15 protein-coding genes are annotated in these 20,084 nt (G+C 66.9%); 11 read left to right on the plus strand and 4 right to left on the minus strand.

All coding sequences use genetic code 11. The features are described 5' to 3' along the window. Positions 1 to 175: 175 nt before the first annotated feature. From KDK82_RS01950 to KDK82_RS01990, 9 genes are all read left to right on the plus strand, one after another. Positions 176 to 997: a TatD family hydrolase gene (locus KDK82_RS01950; RefSeq protein WP_088163909.1), complete on the plus strand. Its 822-nt coding sequence runs from the start codon at positions 176 to 178 to the stop codon at positions 995 to 997. 75 nt (positions 998 to 1,072) lie between these two features. Beyond that, positions 1,073 to 1,618: a DNA-deoxyinosine glycosylase gene (locus tag KDK82_RS01955; protein ID WP_088163910.1), complete on the plus strand. Its 546-nt coding sequence runs from the start codon at positions 1,073 to 1,075 to the stop codon at positions 1,616 to 1,618. Between the two features lie 20 nt (positions 1,619 to 1,638). Continuing rightward, on the plus strand, positions 1,639 to 2,448 hold the full coding sequence (locus KDK82_RS01960) for a spermidine synthase (RefSeq protein ID WP_034396819.1): 810 nt from the start codon (positions 1,639 to 1,641) through the stop codon (positions 2,446 to 2,448). Positions 2,449 to 2,532: 84 nt separating this feature from the next. Beyond that, positions 2,533 to 4,335 (plus strand): GspE/PulE family protein, encoded by a 1,803-nt coding sequence (locus tag KDK82_RS01965; protein WP_088163911.1) that lies wholly within the window; start codon positions 2,533 to 2,535, stop codon positions 4,333 to 4,335. Between the two features lie 207 nt (positions 4,336 to 4,542). Then, the gene (locus KDK82_RS01970; protein WP_013800891.1) at positions 4,543 to 5,031 is read left to right on the plus strand and encodes a tripartite tricarboxylate transporter TctB family protein; all 489 of its coding nucleotides are present in this window, start codon (positions 4,543 to 4,545) and stop codon (positions 5,029 to 5,031) included. Between the two features lie 15 nt (positions 5,032 to 5,046). Continuing rightward, on the plus strand, positions 5,047 to 6,558 hold the full coding sequence (locus KDK82_RS01975) for a tripartite tricarboxylate transporter permease (protein WP_034396815.1): 1,512 nt from the start codon (positions 5,047 to 5,049) through the stop codon (positions 6,556 to 6,558). Positions 6,559 to 6,714: 156 nt separating this feature from the next. Beyond that, entirely contained in the window at positions 6,715 to 8,031 is a 1,317-nt protein-coding gene (locus KDK82_RS01980) for a DUF3422 family protein (protein ID WP_034396814.1), read from the plus strand. 140 nt (positions 8,032 to 8,171) lie between these two features. Continuing rightward, complete coding sequence (locus KDK82_RS01985) at positions 8,172 to 8,969, plus strand: SDR family oxidoreductase (RefSeq protein WP_013800893.1); 798 nt, start codon at positions 8,172 to 8,174, stop codon at positions 8,967 to 8,969. Positions 8,970 to 9,155: 186 nt separating this feature from the next. Then, positions 9,156 to 11,906 carry an EAL domain-containing protein gene (locus tag KDK82_RS01990; protein ID WP_088163912.1) on the plus strand — a complete coding sequence of 917 codons (2,751 nt, stop codon included), beginning with the start codon at positions 9,156 to 9,158 and terminating at the stop codon, positions 11,904 to 11,906. Here the strand turns inward: KDK82_RS01990 and KDK82_RS01995 are convergent. Further along, positions 11,881 to 12,783 carry a DMT family transporter gene (locus tag KDK82_RS01995; protein WP_012207187.1) on the minus strand — a complete coding sequence of 301 codons (903 nt, stop codon included), beginning with the start codon at positions 12,781 to 12,783 and terminating at the stop codon, positions 11,881 to 11,883. The two genes, KDK82_RS01990 and KDK82_RS01995, sit on opposite strands and share 26 nt — an antisense overlap. 136 nt (positions 12,784 to 12,919) lie before the next feature. Here KDK82_RS01995 and KDK82_RS02000 point away from each other — a divergent pair, with 136 nt between their 5' ends. Both KDK82_RS02000 and KDK82_RS02005 read left to right on the plus strand, forming a co-directional pair. Next, the gene (locus KDK82_RS02000; protein WP_088163913.1) at positions 12,920 to 13,900 is read left to right on the plus strand and encodes a quinone oxidoreductase; all 981 of its coding nucleotides are present in this window, start codon (positions 12,920 to 12,922) and stop codon (positions 13,898 to 13,900) included. Continuing rightward, a complete protein-coding gene (locus tag KDK82_RS02005) occupies positions 13,897 to 14,730 on the plus strand; it encodes an NUDIX domain-containing protein (RefSeq protein WP_088163914.1) in 834 nt (277 codons plus the stop codon). The genes KDK82_RS02000 and KDK82_RS02005 overlap by 4 nt, the downstream gene beginning before the upstream one ends. Positions 14,731 to 14,736: 6 nt before the next feature. Here the strand turns inward: KDK82_RS02005 and KDK82_RS02010 are convergent, their stop codons facing one another. The 3 genes from KDK82_RS02010 to ileS form a co-directional block, all read right to left on the minus strand. Beyond that, on the minus strand, positions 14,737 to 16,401 hold the full coding sequence (locus KDK82_RS02010) for a Na/Pi cotransporter family protein (protein WP_013800898.1): 1,665 nt from the start codon (positions 16,399 to 16,401) through the stop codon (positions 14,737 to 14,739). 263 nt (positions 16,402 to 16,664) lie between these two features. Further along, positions 16,665 to 17,180, minus strand: coding sequence for a signal peptidase II (gene lspA, locus KDK82_RS02015; protein ID WP_013800899.1), 516 nt, complete (start codon positions 17,178 to 17,180; stop codon positions 16,665 to 16,667). Between the two features lie 20 nt (positions 17,181 to 17,200). Beyond that, complete coding sequence (gene ileS, locus KDK82_RS02020; RefSeq protein ID WP_088163915.1) at positions 17,201 to 20,056, minus strand: isoleucine--tRNA ligase; 2,856 nt, start codon at positions 20,054 to 20,056, stop codon at positions 17,201 to 17,203. Between the last annotated feature and the right edge of the window lie 28 nt (positions 20,057 to 20,084).

The following is a 20,084-nucleotide window of genomic DNA, read 5'->3' on the forward strand; positions in this document are numbered from 1 at the left end:
GGGGGGGGGGGGGGGGGGGGTAAATGTTTCTTTATGTATTTATATGGACCGCCAAGTGTTTCGGGTATTGATTTTGTCAAACGGAGCCAGCTCGCAATAAGCCCAGGGTTTGCCCTTGGTTTTCGCATTGCCTGCCTCTGGCGGGCCGGGTGCAGGCCGGTGGCATGATGCGGCCATGCTCGCCTGGATAGACACCCATTGCCACCTCGACGCCCCTGAATTCGATGCCGACCGCGATGCCGTGCGCGCGCAGGCGGCCGAGACAGGCGTTGCGCATCTGGTGATTCCGGCTGTGGCGCGCGAGCACTGGGACACGGTGGTGGCGCTGGCGCGGCGCCATGGCGACAGCTATGCGCTGGGCATCCATCCGCTGTACACGCCCAATGCCCGCGAGCAGGACATTGCCGCATTGCGCGAGACGCTGGCGCGGTTGCGCGGCGATGCGCAACTGGTGGCCGTGGGCGAGATCGGCCTGGACTTCTTCGTGCCCGGGCTGGATGCGGACCGGCAAATCTGGTTCTACGAGCAGCAGATCGCGCTGGCGCGCGAGTTCGACCTGCCCGTCATCCTGCATGTGCGCAAATCCAGTGACCGGCTGCTCAAGACCCTGCGCGCGCGGCCTGTGGCGGGCGGCATTGCCCATGCCTTCAACGGCAGCGTGCAGCAGGCCCAGGCCTTCATCGACCTAGGTTTCAAGCTGGGCTTTGGCGGGGCCGTGACCTATGACCGGGCGCTCAAGCTGCGCGAGCTGGCAGCCGCCCTGCCGCTGGATGCGCTGGTGCTGGAAACCGATGCCCCCGACATTCCGCCGCACTGGCTCTACACCACGGCCGGGCAGCGTGCCCAGGGCCAGGCCCAGGGCCGCAACACGCCGGCCGAGCTGGCACGCATTGCGGACGTGATTGCGCAGTTGCGCGGCATCACGCCCCAGGCCCTGGCCGAGGCCACGGGCCGCAACGCGCGTGCCGCGCTGCGAGGCCTGCCCGCCATGGCCTGAACCAGGCTTGAGCGGAACCTGAACCTGAGCGGTCTTGCCGCCCGCTGCCAGCAGCCCGGCGACCGCTGGGCGACAATGCCGGCCATGTCCTTGACCGTTCCCGACCTGCCGCCCCCCGGCGCCCCGCGCTGGCAGGGCCTGGCGCCGGTGGCCGATGCGCGGACCCGAGCCCTGGTGCTGGGCAGCTTTCCGGGCCTGCGATCGCTGCAATTGCATCAGTACTATGCCCATCCGCAAAACCAGTTCTGGCCCTTGCTCCAGGCCCTGTGGCCCGGGCATCCGCAGCCCGGCCGCGACGACTATGCGGGCCGCTGCGAATGGCTGCTGGCCCGCGGCCTGGGCCTGTGGGACGTGTATGCCAGCTGCGAGCGCGAAGGCAGCCTGGACAGTGCCATCCGCGCGGCCGAGGTGAATGATTTCGTGGCGCTGCGCACGCATTGCCCCCAACTGGCGCTGGCCTTGCACAACGGTGGCGAGAGCTACAAGCATGCCGGCCGCACGCAGGCGCTGGGCCTGGCCGCCGTGAAGCTGCCATCGACCAGCCCGGCCAACGCGAGCTGGAGTTTCGCGCGCAAGGTCCAGGCCTGGCGCGAGGCGCTGGCTGCCCATCAATTGCTCTGATTTTTTTGACTGTTCCCGACGTGATACGCAAGACCCGCGGCGCCGCCAAGGCAGCCCCATCCTCTTCCTCCAGCGCCACCACCGCCGCAGACCTCGAGCTGCCCGAAGTCAGCGTCTCCGACGATGGCGATGTGCGCCACCTGCACCTGGGCACGCCCTGGATCCAGGGCTCCATGCGCATACGCGAGCCGTTCGAGATCGAGCTCGAATACGTACAGCGCATGATGGGCTGGCTGCTGTTCATGGAGCCCGCCAGCGTGGCCGGCCGCCATGCCATGCAGCTGGGCCTGGGCGCGGCCGCCATCACCAAGTTCTGTCACAAGAAGCTGCGCATGCGCACCACGGCCATCGAGCTGAACCCGCAGGTGCTGGCCGTGTGCCGCAGCTGGTTCAAGCTGCCGCCCGACAGCGACACGCTGCGCGTGGTGCTGGCCGATGCGGCCCAGGAAATCCGCAAGAGCCAGTGGCTGGGCACGGTCGATGCGCTGGCCGTTGATCTCTATGACCACGATGCGGCCGCGCCCGTGCTGGACAGCGCCGAGTTCTATGCCGATTGCCGCAATCTGCTGACCGAGGACGGCATCATGACCGTCAACCTGTTCGGCCGCACCTCCAGCTACGAGCGCAGTCTGGCGCGCATGGCCGAAGCCTTTGGCGAAGAGGCCATGTGGGCCTTCCGCCCCACGCGCGAGGGCAACACCGTGGTGCTGGCCCAGCGCACGCCACGCGCGCTCGACCCCGCCGCGCTGCAGGCTGCCAGCGCCCAGGTGCAGGCCCGCTGGGACCTGCCCACGACGCGCTGGCCCAAGATCTTCGTGCGGCCCTGGTAGAACGGCCCTGGTAGAGCGGGGCTGGCCGGGCAGGGCGGCCGGCAGGCTTACCATAGGACGCAGTTCAGCTTCCGGCCCAACGCCATGTCCGATCCGACCTCCACCACGCAGCCCAAGACCGCCGTTGTTCCAAGCAATCCTTCGGGTCCCCTGGACTGGCGCAGGCTGGTGCAGTGGCTGCTGGCCGACGGCGTGATCACGGCCGAAGAGGCCCAGCGCACCGTGGCGCGCTGCTCGCAGGCCGAGAGCACCCAGCACCCGCTGGTCCGGCTGGCCAATGTGGGCATGGCCCGCGCCGGCGACGGGCGCGCGCTGGACATCGAGGAGCTGACCCAGTACCTGGCAACCCGCAGCGGCATGGCCTACCTGCGCATCGACCCGCTGCGCGTGGATGCGGGCCGCGTCGGCGAAATCATGAGCGCCAGCTATGCCGAGCGCCACAAGGTGCTGCCCGTGCAGGTCTCGCCGCAGGAAGTGGTGGTGGCCACGGCCGAGCCCTTCATCGACGACTGGGTGGCCGAGGTCGAGCGCCAGGCGCGCCGCAAGGTGCGCCGCGTGCTGGCCAGTCCGCTGGACCTCAAGCGCTACACGGGCGAATTCTTTGCGCTGGCCAAATCGGTGCGCGCAGCCGAGAAGGCGGGCGGCGCCGCCAGCGCGGCCAGCTTCGAGCAGCTGGTGGAGCTGGGCAACAGCAGCAAGCAGCTCGACGCCAATGACCAGGGCGTGGTGCGCGTGGTGGACTGGCTGTGGCAATACGCCTTCGACCAGCGCGCCAGCGACATCCACATGGAGCCTCGGCGCGAGCAGGGCGTGATCCGTTTTCGCATCGACGGCGTGCTTCACCCGGTCTACCAGGTGCCCATGGGCGTGCTCAATGCCATGGTCTCGCGCGTGAAGCTGCTGGGGCGCATGGACGTGGTGGAAAAGCGCCGCCCGCAGGATGGCCGCATCAAGACCCGCAACCCGCGCGGTGACGAGGTGGAAATGCGCCTGTCCACGCTGCCCACGGCCTTTGGCGAGAAGCTGGTGATGCGGATCTTCGATCCCGACAACACGGTCAAGGACCTGGATGCACTGGGCTTCACCAGCCATGACGCCCAGCGCTGGAACGAGCTGGTGCGCCGCCCGCACGGCATCATCCTCGTGACCGGGCCCACGGGCTCGGGCAAGACCACCACGCTGTACTCCACGCTCAAGCGCGTGGCCACGGAGGCGGTCAATGTCAGCACCGTGGAAGACCCGATCGAAATGATCGAGCCCAGCTTCAACCAGACCCAGGTGCAGCCGCAGCTGGACTTCGGCTTCACCGAGGGACTGCGCTCGCTGATGCGCCAGGACCCGGACATCATCATGGTGGGCGAAATCCGCGACCTGGCCACCGCCGAAATGGCCGTGCAGGCCGCGCTGACCGGCCACCTGGTGTTCTCCACGCTGCACACCAACGATGCGCCCAGCGCCGTGAGCCGGCTGATGGAGCTGGGCGTGCCGCCCTACCTGATCAATGCCACGCTGCTCGGTGTGCTGGCCCAGCGCCTGGTGCGCACGCTGTGCCCGCAGTGCAAGCAGCGCGACGAGGAGACCTCGGCCGCCACACTGGCCGAGGCCGTGCGGCCCTGGAAACTGTCAGGGAGCTACCAGCCCTACAAGCCCGTGGGCTGCGTGGAGTGCCGCATGACGGGCTTTCGCGGGCGCATGGGGCTGTACGAGCTGCTGACCGTGAGCGAGGCGCTCAAGCAGCAGGTCCACACCTCGCCTTCCATGGATGCGCTGCGCCGCCAGGCCGTGCAGGACGGCATGCGCCCGCTGCGCCTGGCAGGTGCCCTGCGCGTGGCCGAAGGCGTGACCACGCTGGACGAGGTCATGGCCAGCACGCCCTTGCTGGGATGACGGGCAGGCGATTGGTGGGTTGGAGCGTGAGTGCCTGCTCTTGCGCAGGCCTTTGACATGGATGGATCGGGTGCCCCCTGCTGGCACCCTTTTTCATTCATGCGGGTAGGACATGAGGGTATGCCCTTTGTAGGTGGAATCCACATCCAGACACAGTTTTTCTGAACGCAAAATCGCCGGGTCGTGATTCCGTAAGGAGACATTCTCGTGAAAATCAAGAGTCAGAAAGACTTTTTTTCGGGCGTGATGTTTTTGGTTATCGGCCTCGCTTTTGCGATCGGCGCTACCAACTACACCGTCGGCACCGGTGCCCGCATGGGCCCGGGCTACTTCCCGCTGATCCTGGGTGTGCTGATGTCCATTCTGGGCACGGCCATCTGCTTCACCGGCCTGACCAAGGGTCCTTCGGGCGGTGACAAGATCGGCAAGTGGGCGTGGAAGCAAGTGTTCTTCGTCCTGGCTGCGAACTTCGCGTTCGGCGTACTGCTGGTCGGCGTTCCCAATCTGGGCATTCCCCAGTTCGGTCTGATCGTCGCCATCTACGCGCTGGTGTTCATCGCCAGCCTGGGCGGCCATAGCTTCAAGTTCAAGGAAGTGGCAATTCTGTCCACCGTCCTTGCTGTGGGCAGCTATGTGGCCTTCGTGTGGGCACTGAATCTTCAGTTCCCCGTCTGGCCCAGCTTCATCACCGGCTAAGCAGGAGCATCGTCCGTGGAACTTTTTCAGAACCTGGCGACCGGCTTCGGCGTCGCCTTCACTTTCCAGAACCTGATCTACTGCTTCGTCGGCTGTCTGCTCGGTACGCTCATCGGCGTGCTTCCAGGCATCGGCCCCGTGGCAACGATCGCCATGTTGCTGCCAGCAACCTACGCCCTGCCTCCGGTGGCGGCGCTGATCATGCTGGCCGGTATCTACTACGGTGCGCAGTACGGTGGCTCGACCACCGCCATTTTGGTGAACCTGCCTGGTGAATCCTCGTCCGTGGTGACCGTGATCGACGGCTACCAGATGGCAAGAAAGGGGCGAGCGGGACCCGCTCTCGCTGCCGCAGGCATAGGCTCGTTCTTCGCAGGTTGCGTGGGCACCGTGATCCTGGCCGCCTTCGCGCCTCCGCTGACGGAAGTCGCCTTCAAGTTCGGCCCTGCCGAGTACTTCTCGCTGATGACCCTGGGCCTGATCGGCGCCGTGGTGCTGGCTTCGGGCTCGCTGCTCAAAGCCATTGCCATGATCGTGCTGGGCCTGCTGCTGGGCATGGTCGGCACCGACGTGAACTCCGGCGTTGCCCGCTACAGCTTCGACATTCCCGAGCTGACCGACGGTATCGACTTCGTCGTGATTGCCATGGGTGTGTTCGGCTACGGCGAAATCATTGCCAACCTGTCCAAGCCTGAAGACGAGCGCGAAGTGTTCGCCGCCAAGGTGACGGGCCTGTTGCCCACGAAGGAAGACTTCAAGCACATGATTCCGGCCATGCTGCGCGGCACGGCCCTGGGTTCTGCCCTGGGTATCCTGCCCGGTGGCGGTGCCATGCTGTCGGCCTTTGCTGCCTACACGATCGAGAAGAAGACCAAGCTCAAGCCGGGCGAAGTCCCCTTCGGCCAAGGCAACATCCGCGGCGTGTGCGCTCCCGAGTCGGCCAACAACGCCGGCTCGCAGACCTCCTTCATTCCGCTGCTGACGCTGGGCATTCCGCCCAACGCCGTGATGGCGCTGATGGTGGGCGCGATGACCATCCACAACATCCAGCCGGGCCCGCAGGTGATGACCAGCAACCCCGAGCTGTTCTGGGGCCTGATCGCCTCGATGTGGATCGGCAACCTGATGCTGATCGTGCTGAACCTGCCGCTGATCGGCATCTGGATCAAGCTGCTGACCGTGCCTTACCGCTGGCTGTTCCCGTCCATCGTGCTGTTCTGCGCGATCGGCGTGTACGGTACCAACAACAACACCTGGGACGTGTGGATGGTGGGTATCTTCGGCTTCGTGGGCTATGTGTTCCACAAGCTGGGCACCGAACCGGCTCCCTTGCTGCTGGGCTTCATCCTGGGCCCGATGATGGAAGAGAACCTGCGCCGGGCGCTGCTGCTGTCGCGTGGCGACTGGAGCGTGTTCGTGACCCGTCCGATCTCGGCCGGCCTGCTGCTCGCCGCCGTGGTGCTGCTGGTGGTGGTGCTGATGCCTGCAGTGAAGAACAAGCGCGAAGAAGCATTCGTAGAGGATTGATCGCCTCAGCGTTGCAACCATGTTGCTTGACGGCCCTTCGGGGCCGTTTTTTTTTTGTTATCAACAAGCGATCCCGGTGGAAAGCTGTTGATCCCGGATGCCTGGGAGCCGACGCGCCCGTGACTGCACAATAGCGCGCAGTCTTTCGAGGTCACGATGTCCCCACTACTGTCATCCCAGCACCCGCAGCGCGTGCTGCTGCACAACGAGATCCACGCCCGCCCCGCCGAGGAGATGCAGGCGCCGCTGGCCATCACTCATGTGGTGATGCTCACCGATGCGGCCCAGCGCGAGGCCAGCCGCGCCCATGTGGCCACCCTGCTGCGCAACCACCACCTGCCGCCGCCCGATGCGGCGACCACACATGTGCTGATCGACCTGGGCGCCTTTCACCTGCGCTGGGAACTGCACACGGAGTTCGTTTGCTGGACCTTCAGCAAGCCCATGTCGCAGGCCGGCATGGACGATGTGCGCGAGCCCGAGGCCGCCATCGACTACGTGCCGCGCGACTGGCTGGCTGCCTTGCCCGGCCAGTGCCTGAGCGGCCTGCACCTGTGGGCCTTGCAGGAGCAGGCAATCAATGAGCCGCATCTGGTGCGCCACCTGCTGCAGGAAGACACGCTGGTGGGTGCGCGCGTGGCCGGAGATGCGGGCAAGGTCTACACCGACTTCGCCATCCATGCCGATGGCTTCTCGCGCATGCTGCTGCTGGCCGGCGAGTCATTGTCGCCACGCCGCCTGGGGCGGCTGGTGCAGCGGCTGCTGGAGATCGAGACCTACCGCATGGCGGCCCTGCTGGGTCTGCCGGCAGCCCGCCAGGCCGCTGCCGTACTGGCCACGGCCGAGCGGGATCTTGCGGCCCTGGCCCATTCCATCCGTCTTGCCGACCGCGATGCCGAGCCGGCACTGCTGGATCGGCTGACACGCCTGGCCGGGCAGGTGGAGAGCGAATACGCCACCACGCATTCGCGCTTTTCCGCCAGCGCGGCCTATTTCGAACTGGTGGACAAGCGCATTCAGGACATCCAGGAATCGCGCATCGACGGCATACAGACCATCCGCGAGTTCATGGACCGGCGCCTGACGCCGGCGCGCAGCACCTGCGAATGGGCAGCGCGCCGGCAAAACGCGCTGTCCGAGCGCGTCTCGCGCGTCAGCAGCCTGCTGCGCACGCGGGTGGAGATCGAGCAGCAGCAAAGCAGCCAGCAGTTGCTGGGCGCCATGAACCAGCGCCAGGACATGCAGTTGAAGTTGCAGTCCACGGTGGAAGGCCTGTCCGTGGCCGCCATCACCTACTACTTCACGGGCCTGATCAGCTACCTGGCCAAGGGCGCCAAGACGCTGGGCTGGCCCTGGTCGCCGGAGAGCACGGCCGCCGTCGCCATTCCCGTGGTGGCGCTGGGTGTGTGGTGGTCGCTGCGCAGGCTGCACCACAGGCTGTTCCGTGGCCAGCACGGCGGCGGCACGCACTGAAGGCGGCACCAGGGTGCCGGCCCGTGCGCCGGCAAGTTCACGTTTTCTCACGTTTGGCGTGAAAGCATCGAAGCCTCGCGCACAATGTGCGCTGCCGTTCTGCAAGGATCGAGCAAGGTTTTTTTGTTCAGGAGTGAGACATGGATCTGGGAATCGCGGGCAAGTGGGCCCTGGTATGTGGCGCCAGCAAGGGCCTGGGCTTTGGCTGTGCCAAGGCGCTGGCGCAAGAGGGCGTGAACCTGGTGATCAATGCGCGCAATCCCGAGGCACTGCAGGAGGCTGCTGCCAGCCTCGCCGCCCTGGCGCCGCAGGTGAAGGTGCTGGCCGTGGCGGCCGACATCACCACCGAGGAAGGCCGCGCCGCCGTGCTGTCGGCAGCCGGCGGCCCGGGCGTGGATTTCGACATCGTCGTCACCAATGCCGGCGGCCCGCCGCCCGGTGATTTCCGCGACTGGGACCGCGCGGCCTGGCTCAAGGCCGTGGACGCCAACATGCTCACGCCCATCGAGCTGATCAAGGCCACGGTGGACGGCATGGCTGCGCGCGGATTCGGCCGCATCGTCAACATCACCTCCAGCGCCGTGAAGGCGCCCATCGACATCCTGGGCCTGTCCAATGGCGCGCGCAGCGGCCTCACGGGCTTTGTGGCGGGCCTGGCGCGCAGCGGCATCGCGGCCAAGGGCGTGACCATCAACAACCTGCTGCCCGGCAAGTTCGACACCGATCGCCTGCGCACCACCTTCACGGCCGCCGCCAACAAGAGCGGCAAGAGCCTGGACGATGTGCGCCTGGTGCAGCAATCCCAGGTGCCGGCCCGCCGCTTCGGCACGCCCGATGAATTCGGCGCCATCTGCGCCTTCCTGTGCAGCGCGCACGCAGGCTACATGACGGGTCAGAACATCCTGCCCGACGGCGGCCTGTACGCAGGAACCTTCTGATGCGCCGGTGCACTGCCTCCATGAACGGGTCCAGGGCCGGCAAGGCCCGGGAAATGGTCCCTTGCATGGTTGCGCAGTGCCGAGCGGTCCATGGGCAGGTGCAGCCTTGACAGTCCCGTTCCTGCATCGTGGCCAGCGGCCTTGCCGCAGCCTGCCCATTTCAAACGCCATGCAGGGAGCCCGGAGATGACGGGCCAGCCCCATCAGACGGACTGGGCGGCGGCCGACCCCGTCCGCGCGCCTGGCCCGGCAGCGGCCGCAAGCCCTGCGGGCATGCGCCATACCCTGGCGCTGATGCTGGTGCTGCTGACGGTGGCCCTGGCGGCCGCCATGGTCTGGCTGCTCAGCGGCATGCGGACCACGGCGCAGGAAGAAGCTTCGCTGCGCCTGGTGCGCTTTGTGCTGGGCACCGAGGCGGCCATCAGCCGCAGCCTGGAATCCCTGGACGCCCTGGCGCTGGGCGTGGACGAACTGCTGGGTTCGCGCAACCCCGCATCGGCATCGCAGCCGCAACTGCAGGAAATGCTGCACACCATGGTGCGGCAGAACACGCTGGCGCAGCGCGCCTCGGTGCACGATATCCAGGGCCGGGAACTGGCCGCTTCGGGCGATGGCCCGGTCATCGACCTGCCTGCGCAGGCCTGGGAGCGCCTGGCGGGCCAAAGCCGCTCCGAATTGCTGGCAAGTCCACCCTCCGTCGCGCCGCAGGTGCCGGGTGGCGAGCGCATCCTGTACCTTGTGCGGCCCCTGAGCCGGGCGGAGCAGGGCGGCTATGTGCTGATGCAGGTGCCGGCTGCGGCGCTGGGCGCCGTGCTGGCCCAGGGTGGTGTGCTGGACGGTCTGGAGGTCACGCTGGAGCAGGGCAGCGGCGAGCTGCTGCTGTCCATGCCCCAGTATGGCGATGTCGCCGCTGTGCGGCTGCTGCCGACGACGTCGCAGCTGCCGTCCAGCGGCGTCATGCACATGGCCGCACGCCTGAGCCGCGTGCCCGCCCTGGTGGCTGCGCATCCGCTGCCCAAGGGACATCTGTGGGTCACGGCCAGCCTGCCCATGTCCTCCGTGCTGGCCAGCTGGCGCGTGGCTGCCTGGCTGATGGTGCTGGCCGTGATGATCTTCGGCGTGCTGCTGGCCGTGCTGGGCTGGACTGTGCACCGCTACATGGACCGCCTGCATGCCGCGCGGCGCCAGGCCCAGCGGTCCGAGCAGTGGCTGGACCAGGCGCTGGACAGCATGGTCAGCGGCTTTCTGCTGCTGGATTCGCAGCAGCGCGTGCTGCGCTGGAACCGCTGCTACGAGGAAATGTTCCCCTGGCACGCGGACCAGCTGGAGCCTGGGCGGCCCCTGCAATCGCTGCTCGATTCCTGCCCCAGCGCCGTGGGTCTGGCGGCGGCGCCGGCGCAGGCCGACGAGGCCAAGGACCTGCACCGCCAACTGGTGCTGCGGCCTGGCGTGCCCTTTGAGCAGCAACTGCCCAGCGGCCGCTTTGTCCAGATGACGGCACGGCTGGCCGCCGAGGACGGCGTGGTCATCACCTACAACGATGTCACCGATATCCGGCTGGCCACGGCCGAGATCGAGAGCCTGGCCTTCTACGATCCGCTGACCAGCTTGCCCAATCGCCGCCTGCTGCTGGACCGCCTGGCCCAGGCCACAGTGCTGGCCGCACGCGAAGGCTGGACCGGGGCGCTGCTGTTCCTGGACCTGGACCAGTTCAAGATGCTCAACGACACGCTGGGCCACGAAGTGGGCGACCAGCTGCTGCAGCAGGTGGCGCACCGCCTGCGCAGCGCCGTGCGATCTTCGGACACGGTGGCGCGCCTTGGGGGGGATGAGTTCGTGGTCATGCTCTGCGAGCTGTCGCACGAGCCTGCCGAGGCGGCCACGCTGGCCCAGCGCATTGGCGAGAAGATCCTGGCGCGGCTCAACCAGTCCTATGTGCTGGGCGCCCACCTGCACCGCAGCGCCTGCAGCATTGGCGCCACGCTGTTCGGCCGCCAGCCGCAGTCGGCGGCCGAGCTGCTCAAGCAGGCCGACATCGCCATGTACCAGATCAAGGCGCGCAACGGCAGCGGCCTGTGCTTCTTCGATCCGCAGATGCAGGTGGAAATCCACCAGCGCGTGCGCATGGAAGGCGACCTGCGCCAGGCCCTGGCGCAGTCCCAGTTCGAGCTGCACTACCAGCCCCAGTTCACGCTGGCCGGCGAGGTCATAGGCGCCGAAGCCCTGCTGCGCTGGCGCCACCCCGAACGCGGCCTGGTGCCGCCCGGCATGTTCATTGCCGTGGCCGAGGAAAGCGAGATCATCGTGCCGCTGGGCATGTGGGTGATCCGCACGGCCTGCGAGCAACTGGCGATCTGGCAAAAGGATGCGCGGCTGCGCCATCTGCAGGTGGCTGTGAATGTCAGTGCCCGCCAGTTCCGGCACCAGGACTTCGCCTCCCAGGTCATCGAGCAGGTACGCAATGCCGGCATTGCGCCCCATCTGCTCAAGCTGGAGCTGACCGAGTCGCTGGTGATCGAGAACGTGCAGGAGTCCATCGACAAAATGAAGCAGCTGCGCAGCCATGGCGTGTGCTTTTCCATGGACGACTTCGGCACCGGTCACTCCTCGCTGACCTATCTCACCCAGCTGCCGCTGAACCAGCTCAAGATCGACCAGTCCTTCGTGCGCCACCTGGGCTTGCGCCATACCGATGACGTGATCGTGCAGACCATCATCGGCATGGCGCGCAACCTGAACCTGGATGTGATCGCCGAGGGCGTGGAGACCCTGGAGCAGCGCGCCCTGCTCGCGCACTACGGCTGCGAGTATTTCCAGGGCTACCTTTTCAGCCCGCCCGTGCCCATACGCGCGTTCGAGCAGCTGCTGGCCAAGGTGCCCGTGCGCACCGTGGCGCATGGCCTGCCAAAGGCTATGCCCGGCGCGAAGACACCATGATGCCGCCCACGATGAGCGCGAAGGCCAGCCCGTGGTACAGCTGCGGCGTCTGGCCCAGCAGAGGAATGGACAGCAGGGCGGTGAACAGGGGCATCAGATTGCCGAAAAAGCCCGCCACCGCAGGGCTGCTGCGCTGCACGCCCAGGCCCCAGAAGCGATAGGCCAGGATGGCCGGCCCGACGGCGATGAACAGCAGGGCGCCCAGCAGCGGCCACCCTGCCTGAAGGTGAAAACGGCCCGATGCGGCCTCCAGTCCCGTGAACAGGCCGGACCACATCAGGCCGAAGACCATCTGTGCCAGCAGAAAGCCCGACCAGTCCGCGCGCAGCTGTCCTGACACGCTGGTCCTGGACAGCAGCCACGTATAGAAGGCCCACAGGATCGTGGCCAGCACCATGAACAGGTCGCCCGGCACCAGCTGCAGCTGGCGCAGCACCTGCGGATCGCCGCGCGACAGCACCACGGCGACGCCCAGCACCGACAGCGCGGCCCCCAGCAACTGGCGGCGGCTCACGGCAATGCCCCAGCAGATGCGGCCCACGGCCAGCATCCACACCGGCATGCTGGAGCCGACCAGGGTGGCATTCAGCGGCGTCGATGTTTTCAGCGCCAGGTACAGCAGGGCGTTGTAGCAGCCGATGCCCAGCAATCCCAGCAGCGCGAACTGGCGCCACTGCGGCCAGACGGCGCTGTCCCGGCGCAGCACCCATCCGGCCAGCGGCAGCAGCAGCATGAAGGCAATGGCCCAGCGCAGGAAATTCAGCGCGAAGGGCGAGATCAGGTCATGGACCATGCGGCCCACGATGGCATTGCCGGCCCACAGCAGCGGCGGCAGCGTCAGGATGGCGGCGGTGGAAGGCTTCAGCGGCTGGCTCATCGGGATCATCCGGCTTTCGGGCTCGCCACTATAGGCGTTGCGCGCTCTTTGCGCCGACCATGCGTTGCCGTCTTCCGCGAGGCGGGCCGAAACATGGCACGATGCCGCTCTTGTCGCTTTTTGCAGGAGTGCTCCCATGGGTATTGCAGTGCAGATCCGCCACAACGGCGGCCCCGAAGTCCTGGAGCTGGTGCAGGTCGCCGTGGGCGAGCCCGGGCCAGGCGAGGTACGCATACGCCACCATGCGGTGGGCCTGAACTTCATCGATGTGTACCAGCGCTCCGGCCTGTACTCGCTGCCCATGCCCCTGAGCCTGGGCATGGAAGGCGCAGGCGTGGTCGAGACCGTGGGTGCCGGCGTGGAGCACCTGGGCGTGGGCGATCGCGTGGCCTATGCCAGCAATCCGCCGGGCAGCTACAGCGAAGTGCGCGTCATGCCCGCCATGTGCGTGTGCCGCCTGCCCGATGCCATTGCGTTCGAGACGGCCGCCGCCATGATGCTCAAGGGCCTGACCGCGCAGTACCTGCTCAAGAAATGCATTCCGGTCGAGGGCCTGGCACCGGGTGATGCCGTGCTGTTCCATGCGGCGGCCGGTGGCGTGGGCCTGATCGCCTGCCAATGGGCCAGGGCACTGGGCCTGCAGCTCATCGCCACAGCGGGCTCGGACGAGAAGTGCGCGCTGGCCCTGGCCAACGGTGCAGCCCATGCCATCAACTACCGCAGCGAGAACTTCGCCGAGCGCGTGCAGGAGATCACGGGCGGCCAGGGTGTGAAGGTGGTCTACGACAGCGTGGGCAAGGACACCTGGGAAGGCTCGCTGGCCTGCCTGCGGCGCTTCGGCCTGTTGGTGAGCTTCGGCAACGCCTCGGGCCCCGTGGCGCCTTTCGCTCCTGCCGTGCTGGCGGCCAAGTCGCTGTATGTGACGCGCCAGACCCTGTTCTCCCACATCACCAGCCGCGAGGCCACACAGGCGATGGCCGACGATTTGTTCGCCGTGGTGGAAAGCGGTGCCGTGAAGATCCATATCGACCAGCGCTATCCGCTGGCCGAGGTGCGCCAGGCCCACCTGGACCTGGAGGCGCGCAAGACCACCGGCTCGACCATCCTGCTGCCATGAGTGTGCAAAAGCGCCTGACTGATCCGGCTGACCCGGCCGTGAAAGCCTGGCTGGACCGCCTGCGCGCCGACACGCGCCAGCCCGCGCTGCAGCCGCGCCGGCCGTTGCTGGTGGCGGGGCAGGAAACAGGTTCGATGGAAGACGGCCTGGCCGCGCTGCTGCCGGACGATGTGATGCAAGCCCACGGCGTGGCACTGCGCCTGCAGGCCGGCCAATGGCATCTGCAAGGCCAGGGCGATGCCACGGTCCTGCTCAACGCCCTGGCCCGGGTGCTGCGTGCCACGGGCCACAGCGGCCCCTGGCGCGATGAGCAACTGGCCGTGTGCAACGTCCAGGGCCAGCGCATTGCCACCGTGGAGCGCGGCGCCGTGCGCCCGCTGGGCATTGCCACCCAGGCCGTGCATTTGGTGGGCGAGACAGCCGATGGCTGCATCTGGGTGCAGCAGCGCGCCGACAACAAGCCCACCAACCCCGGCATGTGGGACACGCTGATGGGCGGCATGGTGGCCGCGTGCGATACCGTGGCCGAGGCCGTGGAGCGTGAAACCTGGGAAGAGGCCGGCCTGCGCGTGGCCGAGCTGCAGGGCCTGCGCCATGGCGGCCATGTGCTGTTCGAGCGCCCCAGTGACGAGGCCGAGGGCCGGGGCTTCATGCGCGAGCGCATCGACTGGTTCAGCGCCACCGTGCCGCCGGCGCTGGAGCCCGGCAACCAGGATGGCGAGGTCCAGGCTTTTGCGCTGATCGAGCGCGACCAGCTTGTCGAATGGCTGCTGCAGGGCCGCTTCACGCCCGAGGCCGCCCAGGTGCTGGCGGCCTGGCTGGGCTGGTGAAACGCTTCAGCGCGCCGTCTTGTTCAGTGCCGATTCCTTGAGCCGGCTGGGCGCCAGGGCGCCGGCCGATTCGAGGATGGGGTAGGCCACCGAGCACAGCAGCGAGTTGATGCGCTTGAGGTCGCTGATCAGGTCGATGTGCAGCGAGCTGGTCTCTATGCTGGAGACGGTGTTGTCGGACAGGCGCGCCAGGTGGGTGGCCGAGTAGGCCAGCTCCAGGTCGCGGAAACGCGCCTTTTCCTCCAGCAGCTTCTGCGCCTCGCGCACATTGCCGTTGAGGAACACGCTCATTGCCAGGCGCAGGTTGTCCAGCAGGTGGTGCAGCAGCTCGCGGATCTCCTGCGTGCCGGCCTCGGAGAACTGGCGGCCCTTCTTGATCTTCTTGTCCTCGATGTCCAGCAGCACGCGCTCGATGATGTCGCCGATCTGCTCCATGTTGATGGTGAAGCTGATGATTTCCGTCCAGCGCTGGCCCTCGCGCTCATCCAGTTCGGCGCGCGAGATCTTGGTCATGTAGTACTTGATGGCCGAGTACAGATCGTCCACCGTGCCTTCAAGCTCGCGCAGCTCCTGGGACAGCTTGAGGTCGTCGGTCTCCAGCACGCGCTGCATGCCGATCAGCATGGACTCGACCATGTCGGCCTGGTGCAGGGCCTCGCGCGCGGCGCAGGAAATGGCCAGCGACGGCGTGCTCAGCGCCGACGGGTCCAGGTGGCGGGGCCGCAGCAGGCTGGTGGAGCTGGCCTCGGGCTTGGGCAGCAGGGCCGTCACCCAGCGCGCCACGGTCTGCGTCAGGCCGATGAAGCACAGGCTGTTGAAGATGTTGAAGGCCAGGTGGAACAGCACGATGTTCTGGCCCTTGCCGTCGATCATCGGCATCACGTAGGTGGCCCACAGCCCCAGGAAGGGCGCCACGATGGCCACCCCCATGATCTTGAACAGCATGTTGCCGATGGTGACCTGGCGCACTTCGGTGCTGGACTTGGCCGTGGTCAGCACGGCCACCAGGCCGCTGCCGATATTGGCGCCCAGCGTCAGGCCCAGCGCCACTTCCATGGGAATCGCGCCCGAGCTGGCCATGGCCGCGATCAGCAGCACGATGGCCAGGCTGGAATAGGCCATCACGGCCAGCAGCGCACCCAGCAGCAACTCCATGAAGATATCGCTGGTGACCGAGCCCAGCAGGGTGCGCACGGCGGGGGCTTCCAGCAGCGGCTCGGTGGCCTCGACCACCAGGCGCAGCGCCAGCAGCATCACGCCCAGGCCGATCAGCACGCGGCCTATGCGCCCGGCCGTGGTGTCCTGGCGGGTGATGAACAGCACCACGCCCACGAAGATGAACAGCGGCGACAGCCAGGACAGGTCGGTGGAGAACAGCACGGCCATCAGCGCCGTGCCCACGTCGGCGCCGCGCATCACGGCCAGCGCGGCCGGCAGCGAGATCAGGCCCTGGCCCACGAAGGCCGAGGTCATCAGCGAGGTGGCCGTGCTCGACTGCACCAGCGCAGTCACACCCAAACCCGACAGCGCAGCCGAGAAACGGTTGCTCATGCTGTGGGCGAGCAGGTCGCGCAGATTGGCGCCGAACACCCGCAGCACGCCGGTGCGGACCATGTGCGTGCCCCAGACCAGCAGGGCGATGGCGGCCAGTAGATTGAGTAAGTGCTTCATGTGCTGTGAGCGGAGAAGCGGACCAATATAACCCCGGTCCCGGCTTGCGCGCAGGAGAGTCGGCCGCATGAGCGCACAGTTTGGTGCGAAATAAAGAAAATTGTAGAAATAAAACGAATCAAAAAGAATTTCGGTTGACCAAAAACGCACTCAGGAAAACCCGAGGAGAAAGCCCGTCGGCACGCAGTTGGCGGCAGCCTCCATGAAAAAGCCCCTCGCAGGAGGGGCTGGGCTGGCTGTCGTGGCGTGCGCCGCGGCGGGGATCAGGTTCTTTTGGCCCGCCGTGCGCGCAGCACCTCGTCCAGGATCAGCAGGCCCGCGCCCACGCTGATGGCGATGTCGGCGGCATTGAAGGCCGGAAAGTGCGAACGGCCCCAGTAGAAGTCCAGGAAGTCCACCACGTAGCCGTGCTGCAGGCGGTCCACCACGTTGCCGATGGCGCCGCCCAGGATGCTGGCCAGCGAGAAGCAAAACAGCTTCTGCCCCGGATGCTTGCGCAACTGCCAGACGATGAGCAGCGTGGCCGCCACGCCGATGCCCACGAACAGCCAGCGCTGCCAGCCGCCCGCTCCGGCCAGGAACGAGAAGGCCGCGCCCGTGTTGTGGGCCCGCACGATGTTGAAGAAGCCCGTGATCGGCGTCCAGTCGCCCAGCTGGTAGGCACCAAGGATCCACTGCTTGGTGAGCTGGTCAATGGCGATGATCGCCAGCGACCAGGCCAGCCAGGGCCAGATGCGGCTGTTGCGGGATTCGGGGACCGCAGCAAAGGTAGGGGTCATGGCAGCGCCTCAGGGGTTGATTACGCCTTGTGGCGCTCTTCGCCAGCACCGTGCAGGTTGCTGTCGCAACGGCCGCACAGGCTGGGGTGCTCGGGGTTGATGCCCACGTCGGCACGGTAGTGCCAGCAGCGGTCGCACTTGGCATGGCTGCTGGGTGTGACGGCGGCCTGCAGGGCCTCGCCCGCCAGGGCCTCGGCCGCCGAGGTGATGAAGACGAACTTCAGGTCGTCGCCCAGGCTTTGCAGCAGGGCCAGGTCTTCGGGCTGGGCCGAGACAGTGACTTCGGCCTGCAGCGAGGAGCCGACCCGGCCTTCGGTGCGCACGGCCTCGATGTCCTTGTTCACAACGTCGCGGATCTCGCGCAGGCGCGCCCACTTGGCCAGCAGGGCCTCGTCACCGGCCGGCAGGTCGGTGTAGGTCTCCAGGAAGATGGACTCGCTGTCGCCGAAGACCTTCCAGGCTTCTTCGGCCGTGAAGGACAGGAAGGGCGCCATCCAGCGCAGCATGGCATGCGTGATCTGGTGCAGGGCGGTCTGGGCGCTGCGGCGGGCCAGGCTCTTGGGCGCGCTGGTGTACAGGCGGTCCTTGAGCACGTCCAGGTAGAAGCCGCCCAGGTCTTCCGAGCAGAACAGCTGCAGCTTGGCCACCACGGGGTGGAATTCATAGACCTTGTAGTGGGCCAGCAGCTCGGCCTGGAACTGGGCCGCGCGGGCCAGGGCCCAGCGGTCGATTTCCAGCAGCTCTTCGGTGGGAACCGAGTCCTGCGCAGCATCGAAGTCGCTGACGTTGGCCAGCAGGAAGCGCAGCGTGTTGCGGATGCGGCGGTAGGCATCCACCACGCGGGCCAGGATCTTGTCGTCGATGCCCAGGTCGCCCGAGTAGTCGGTCGAGGCCACCCACAGGCGGATGATCTCGGCGCCCATCTTGTTGCTCACGTCCTGCGGGGCGACGGTGTTGCCCAGCGACTTGGACATTTTCTTGCCCTGGCCGTCCACGGTGAAGCCGTGGGTCAGCAGGCCGCGGTAGGGCGCGCGACCGAAGATGGCCGAGGCCAGCAGCAGCGACGAATGGAACCAGCCGCGGTGCTGGTCATGGCCTTCCAGGTAGAGGTCGGCCTCGGGGCCCTGGTCGTGGTGCATGTCGGCGTGCGTGCCGCGCATCACGTGCCAGAAGGTGGAGCCGGAGTCGAACCAGACTTCGAGGATGTCGGTGCTCTTGGTGTAGTGCACGGCCTCCTCGGCGCCCAGGATGTCCTCGGCCGTCACGCGGCTCCAGGCCTCGATGCCACCCTGCTCGACCATGGCGGCCGCCTGGTCGATGATCTCCATGGTGCGCGGGTGCAGCTCGCCGCTGTCCTTGTGCAGGAAGAAGGGCAGGGGCACGCCCCAGCTGCGCTGGCGCGAGATGCACCAGTCGGGGCGGCCGGCGATCATGTCGCGCAGGCGGGTCTTGCCGTTCTCCGGGTAGAACTGGGTGTGCTCGATGGCTTCCAGTGCGATCTGGCGCAGCGTCTGCGCGGGCTTGTCGCCGGGCTTGGTGAACACGCCCTCGCCCTCGTCCATGCGGATGAACCACTGGGCTGCGGCGCGGTAGATCACGGGCGTCTTGTGGCGCCAGCAGTGCGGGTAGCTGTGGGTGATGGTCTTGGTGTCCATCAGGCGGCCGGCCAGCTTGAGCGCGTCGATGATGACGGGCGTGGCCTTCCAGATGTGCTGGCCACCGAACAGCGGCAGCTCGGGTGCGTAGACGCCGTTGCCCTGTACGGGGCTCAGGATGTCTTCGCGCGTCATGCCGTTGTTCATGCAGCTGTTGAAGTCGTCCACGCCATAGGCGGGGGCCGAGTGCACGATGCCGGTGCCGTCATCGGCCGTGGCGTAGTCGGCCAGGAACACGGGCGAGACGCGGTCGAAGCCCTTGTCCATATCGGCCAGCGGGTGCTTGAATTGCAGGTGGTCCAGCTTCCTGCCCACGGCGGTGGCGACGACCTGGCCTTCGAGCTTCCAGCGTGCCAGACACTTCTCGACCAGGGCCGAGGCCACGATCAGCAGACCGCGCTCGGTGTCCACCAGGCTGTATTCCAGCTCGGGGTTGACGTTGAGCGCCTGGTTGGCGGGGATGGTCCAGGCCGTCGTCGTCCAGATGACGATGAAGGCTGGCTTGGCCAGCGAGGGCAGGCCGAAGGCGGCCGCCAGCCTGTCGGGCTCGGCCGTGGGGAACATCACGTCCAGCGTCTGGCTTTGCTTGTCGGCGTATTCGATCTCGAACTCGGCCAGCGAGGAGCCGCAGTCAAAACACCAGTACACGGGCTTGAGGCCGCGGTAGACGAAGCCGCGCTCCATGACGCGCTTGAGGGCGCGCAGCTCGGCGGCCTCGTTGGCGTAGTTCATGGTCTTGTAGGGATGGTCCCAGTCGCCGAGCACGCCCAGGCGCTTGAAGTCCACCATCTGCTGGGCGATCTGCTCGGTGGCGAAGGCGCGGCTCTTGGCCTGCATCTCGTCGCGCGGCAGGTTGCGGCCATGCAGCTTTTCGATGGCGTTCTCGATGGGCAGGCCGTGGCAGTCCCAGCCCGGCACGTACAGCGCGTCGAAGCCTTCGAGCTGGCGGCTCTTGACGATCATGTCCTTGAGCGCCTTGTTCACCGCGTGGCCGATGTGGATCTTGCCGTTGGCGTAGGGCGGGCCGTCATGCAGGATGAACTTGGGCGCACCGTGGCGCGCGTCGCGCAGCTTCTTGTAGAGCCCCTTGTCCTCCCATTCCTGGACCCAGCCCGGCTCGCGCTTGGGCAGGTCGCCGCGCATGGGGAAGGGCGTGTCGGGCATGTTCAGCGTGGCGCGATAGCCCGCATTGGCGTTGGGGGAGACTTTCGAATCAGACATGGAGAACCTTGAAAGCAGGCCAGAGCCC

Origin of the sequence: Delftia sp. K82 (assembly GCF_002193035.1) — a bacterium.
GTDB lineage: Bacteria > Pseudomonadota > Gammaproteobacteria > Burkholderiales > Burkholderiaceae_C > Comamonas > Comamonas acidovorans.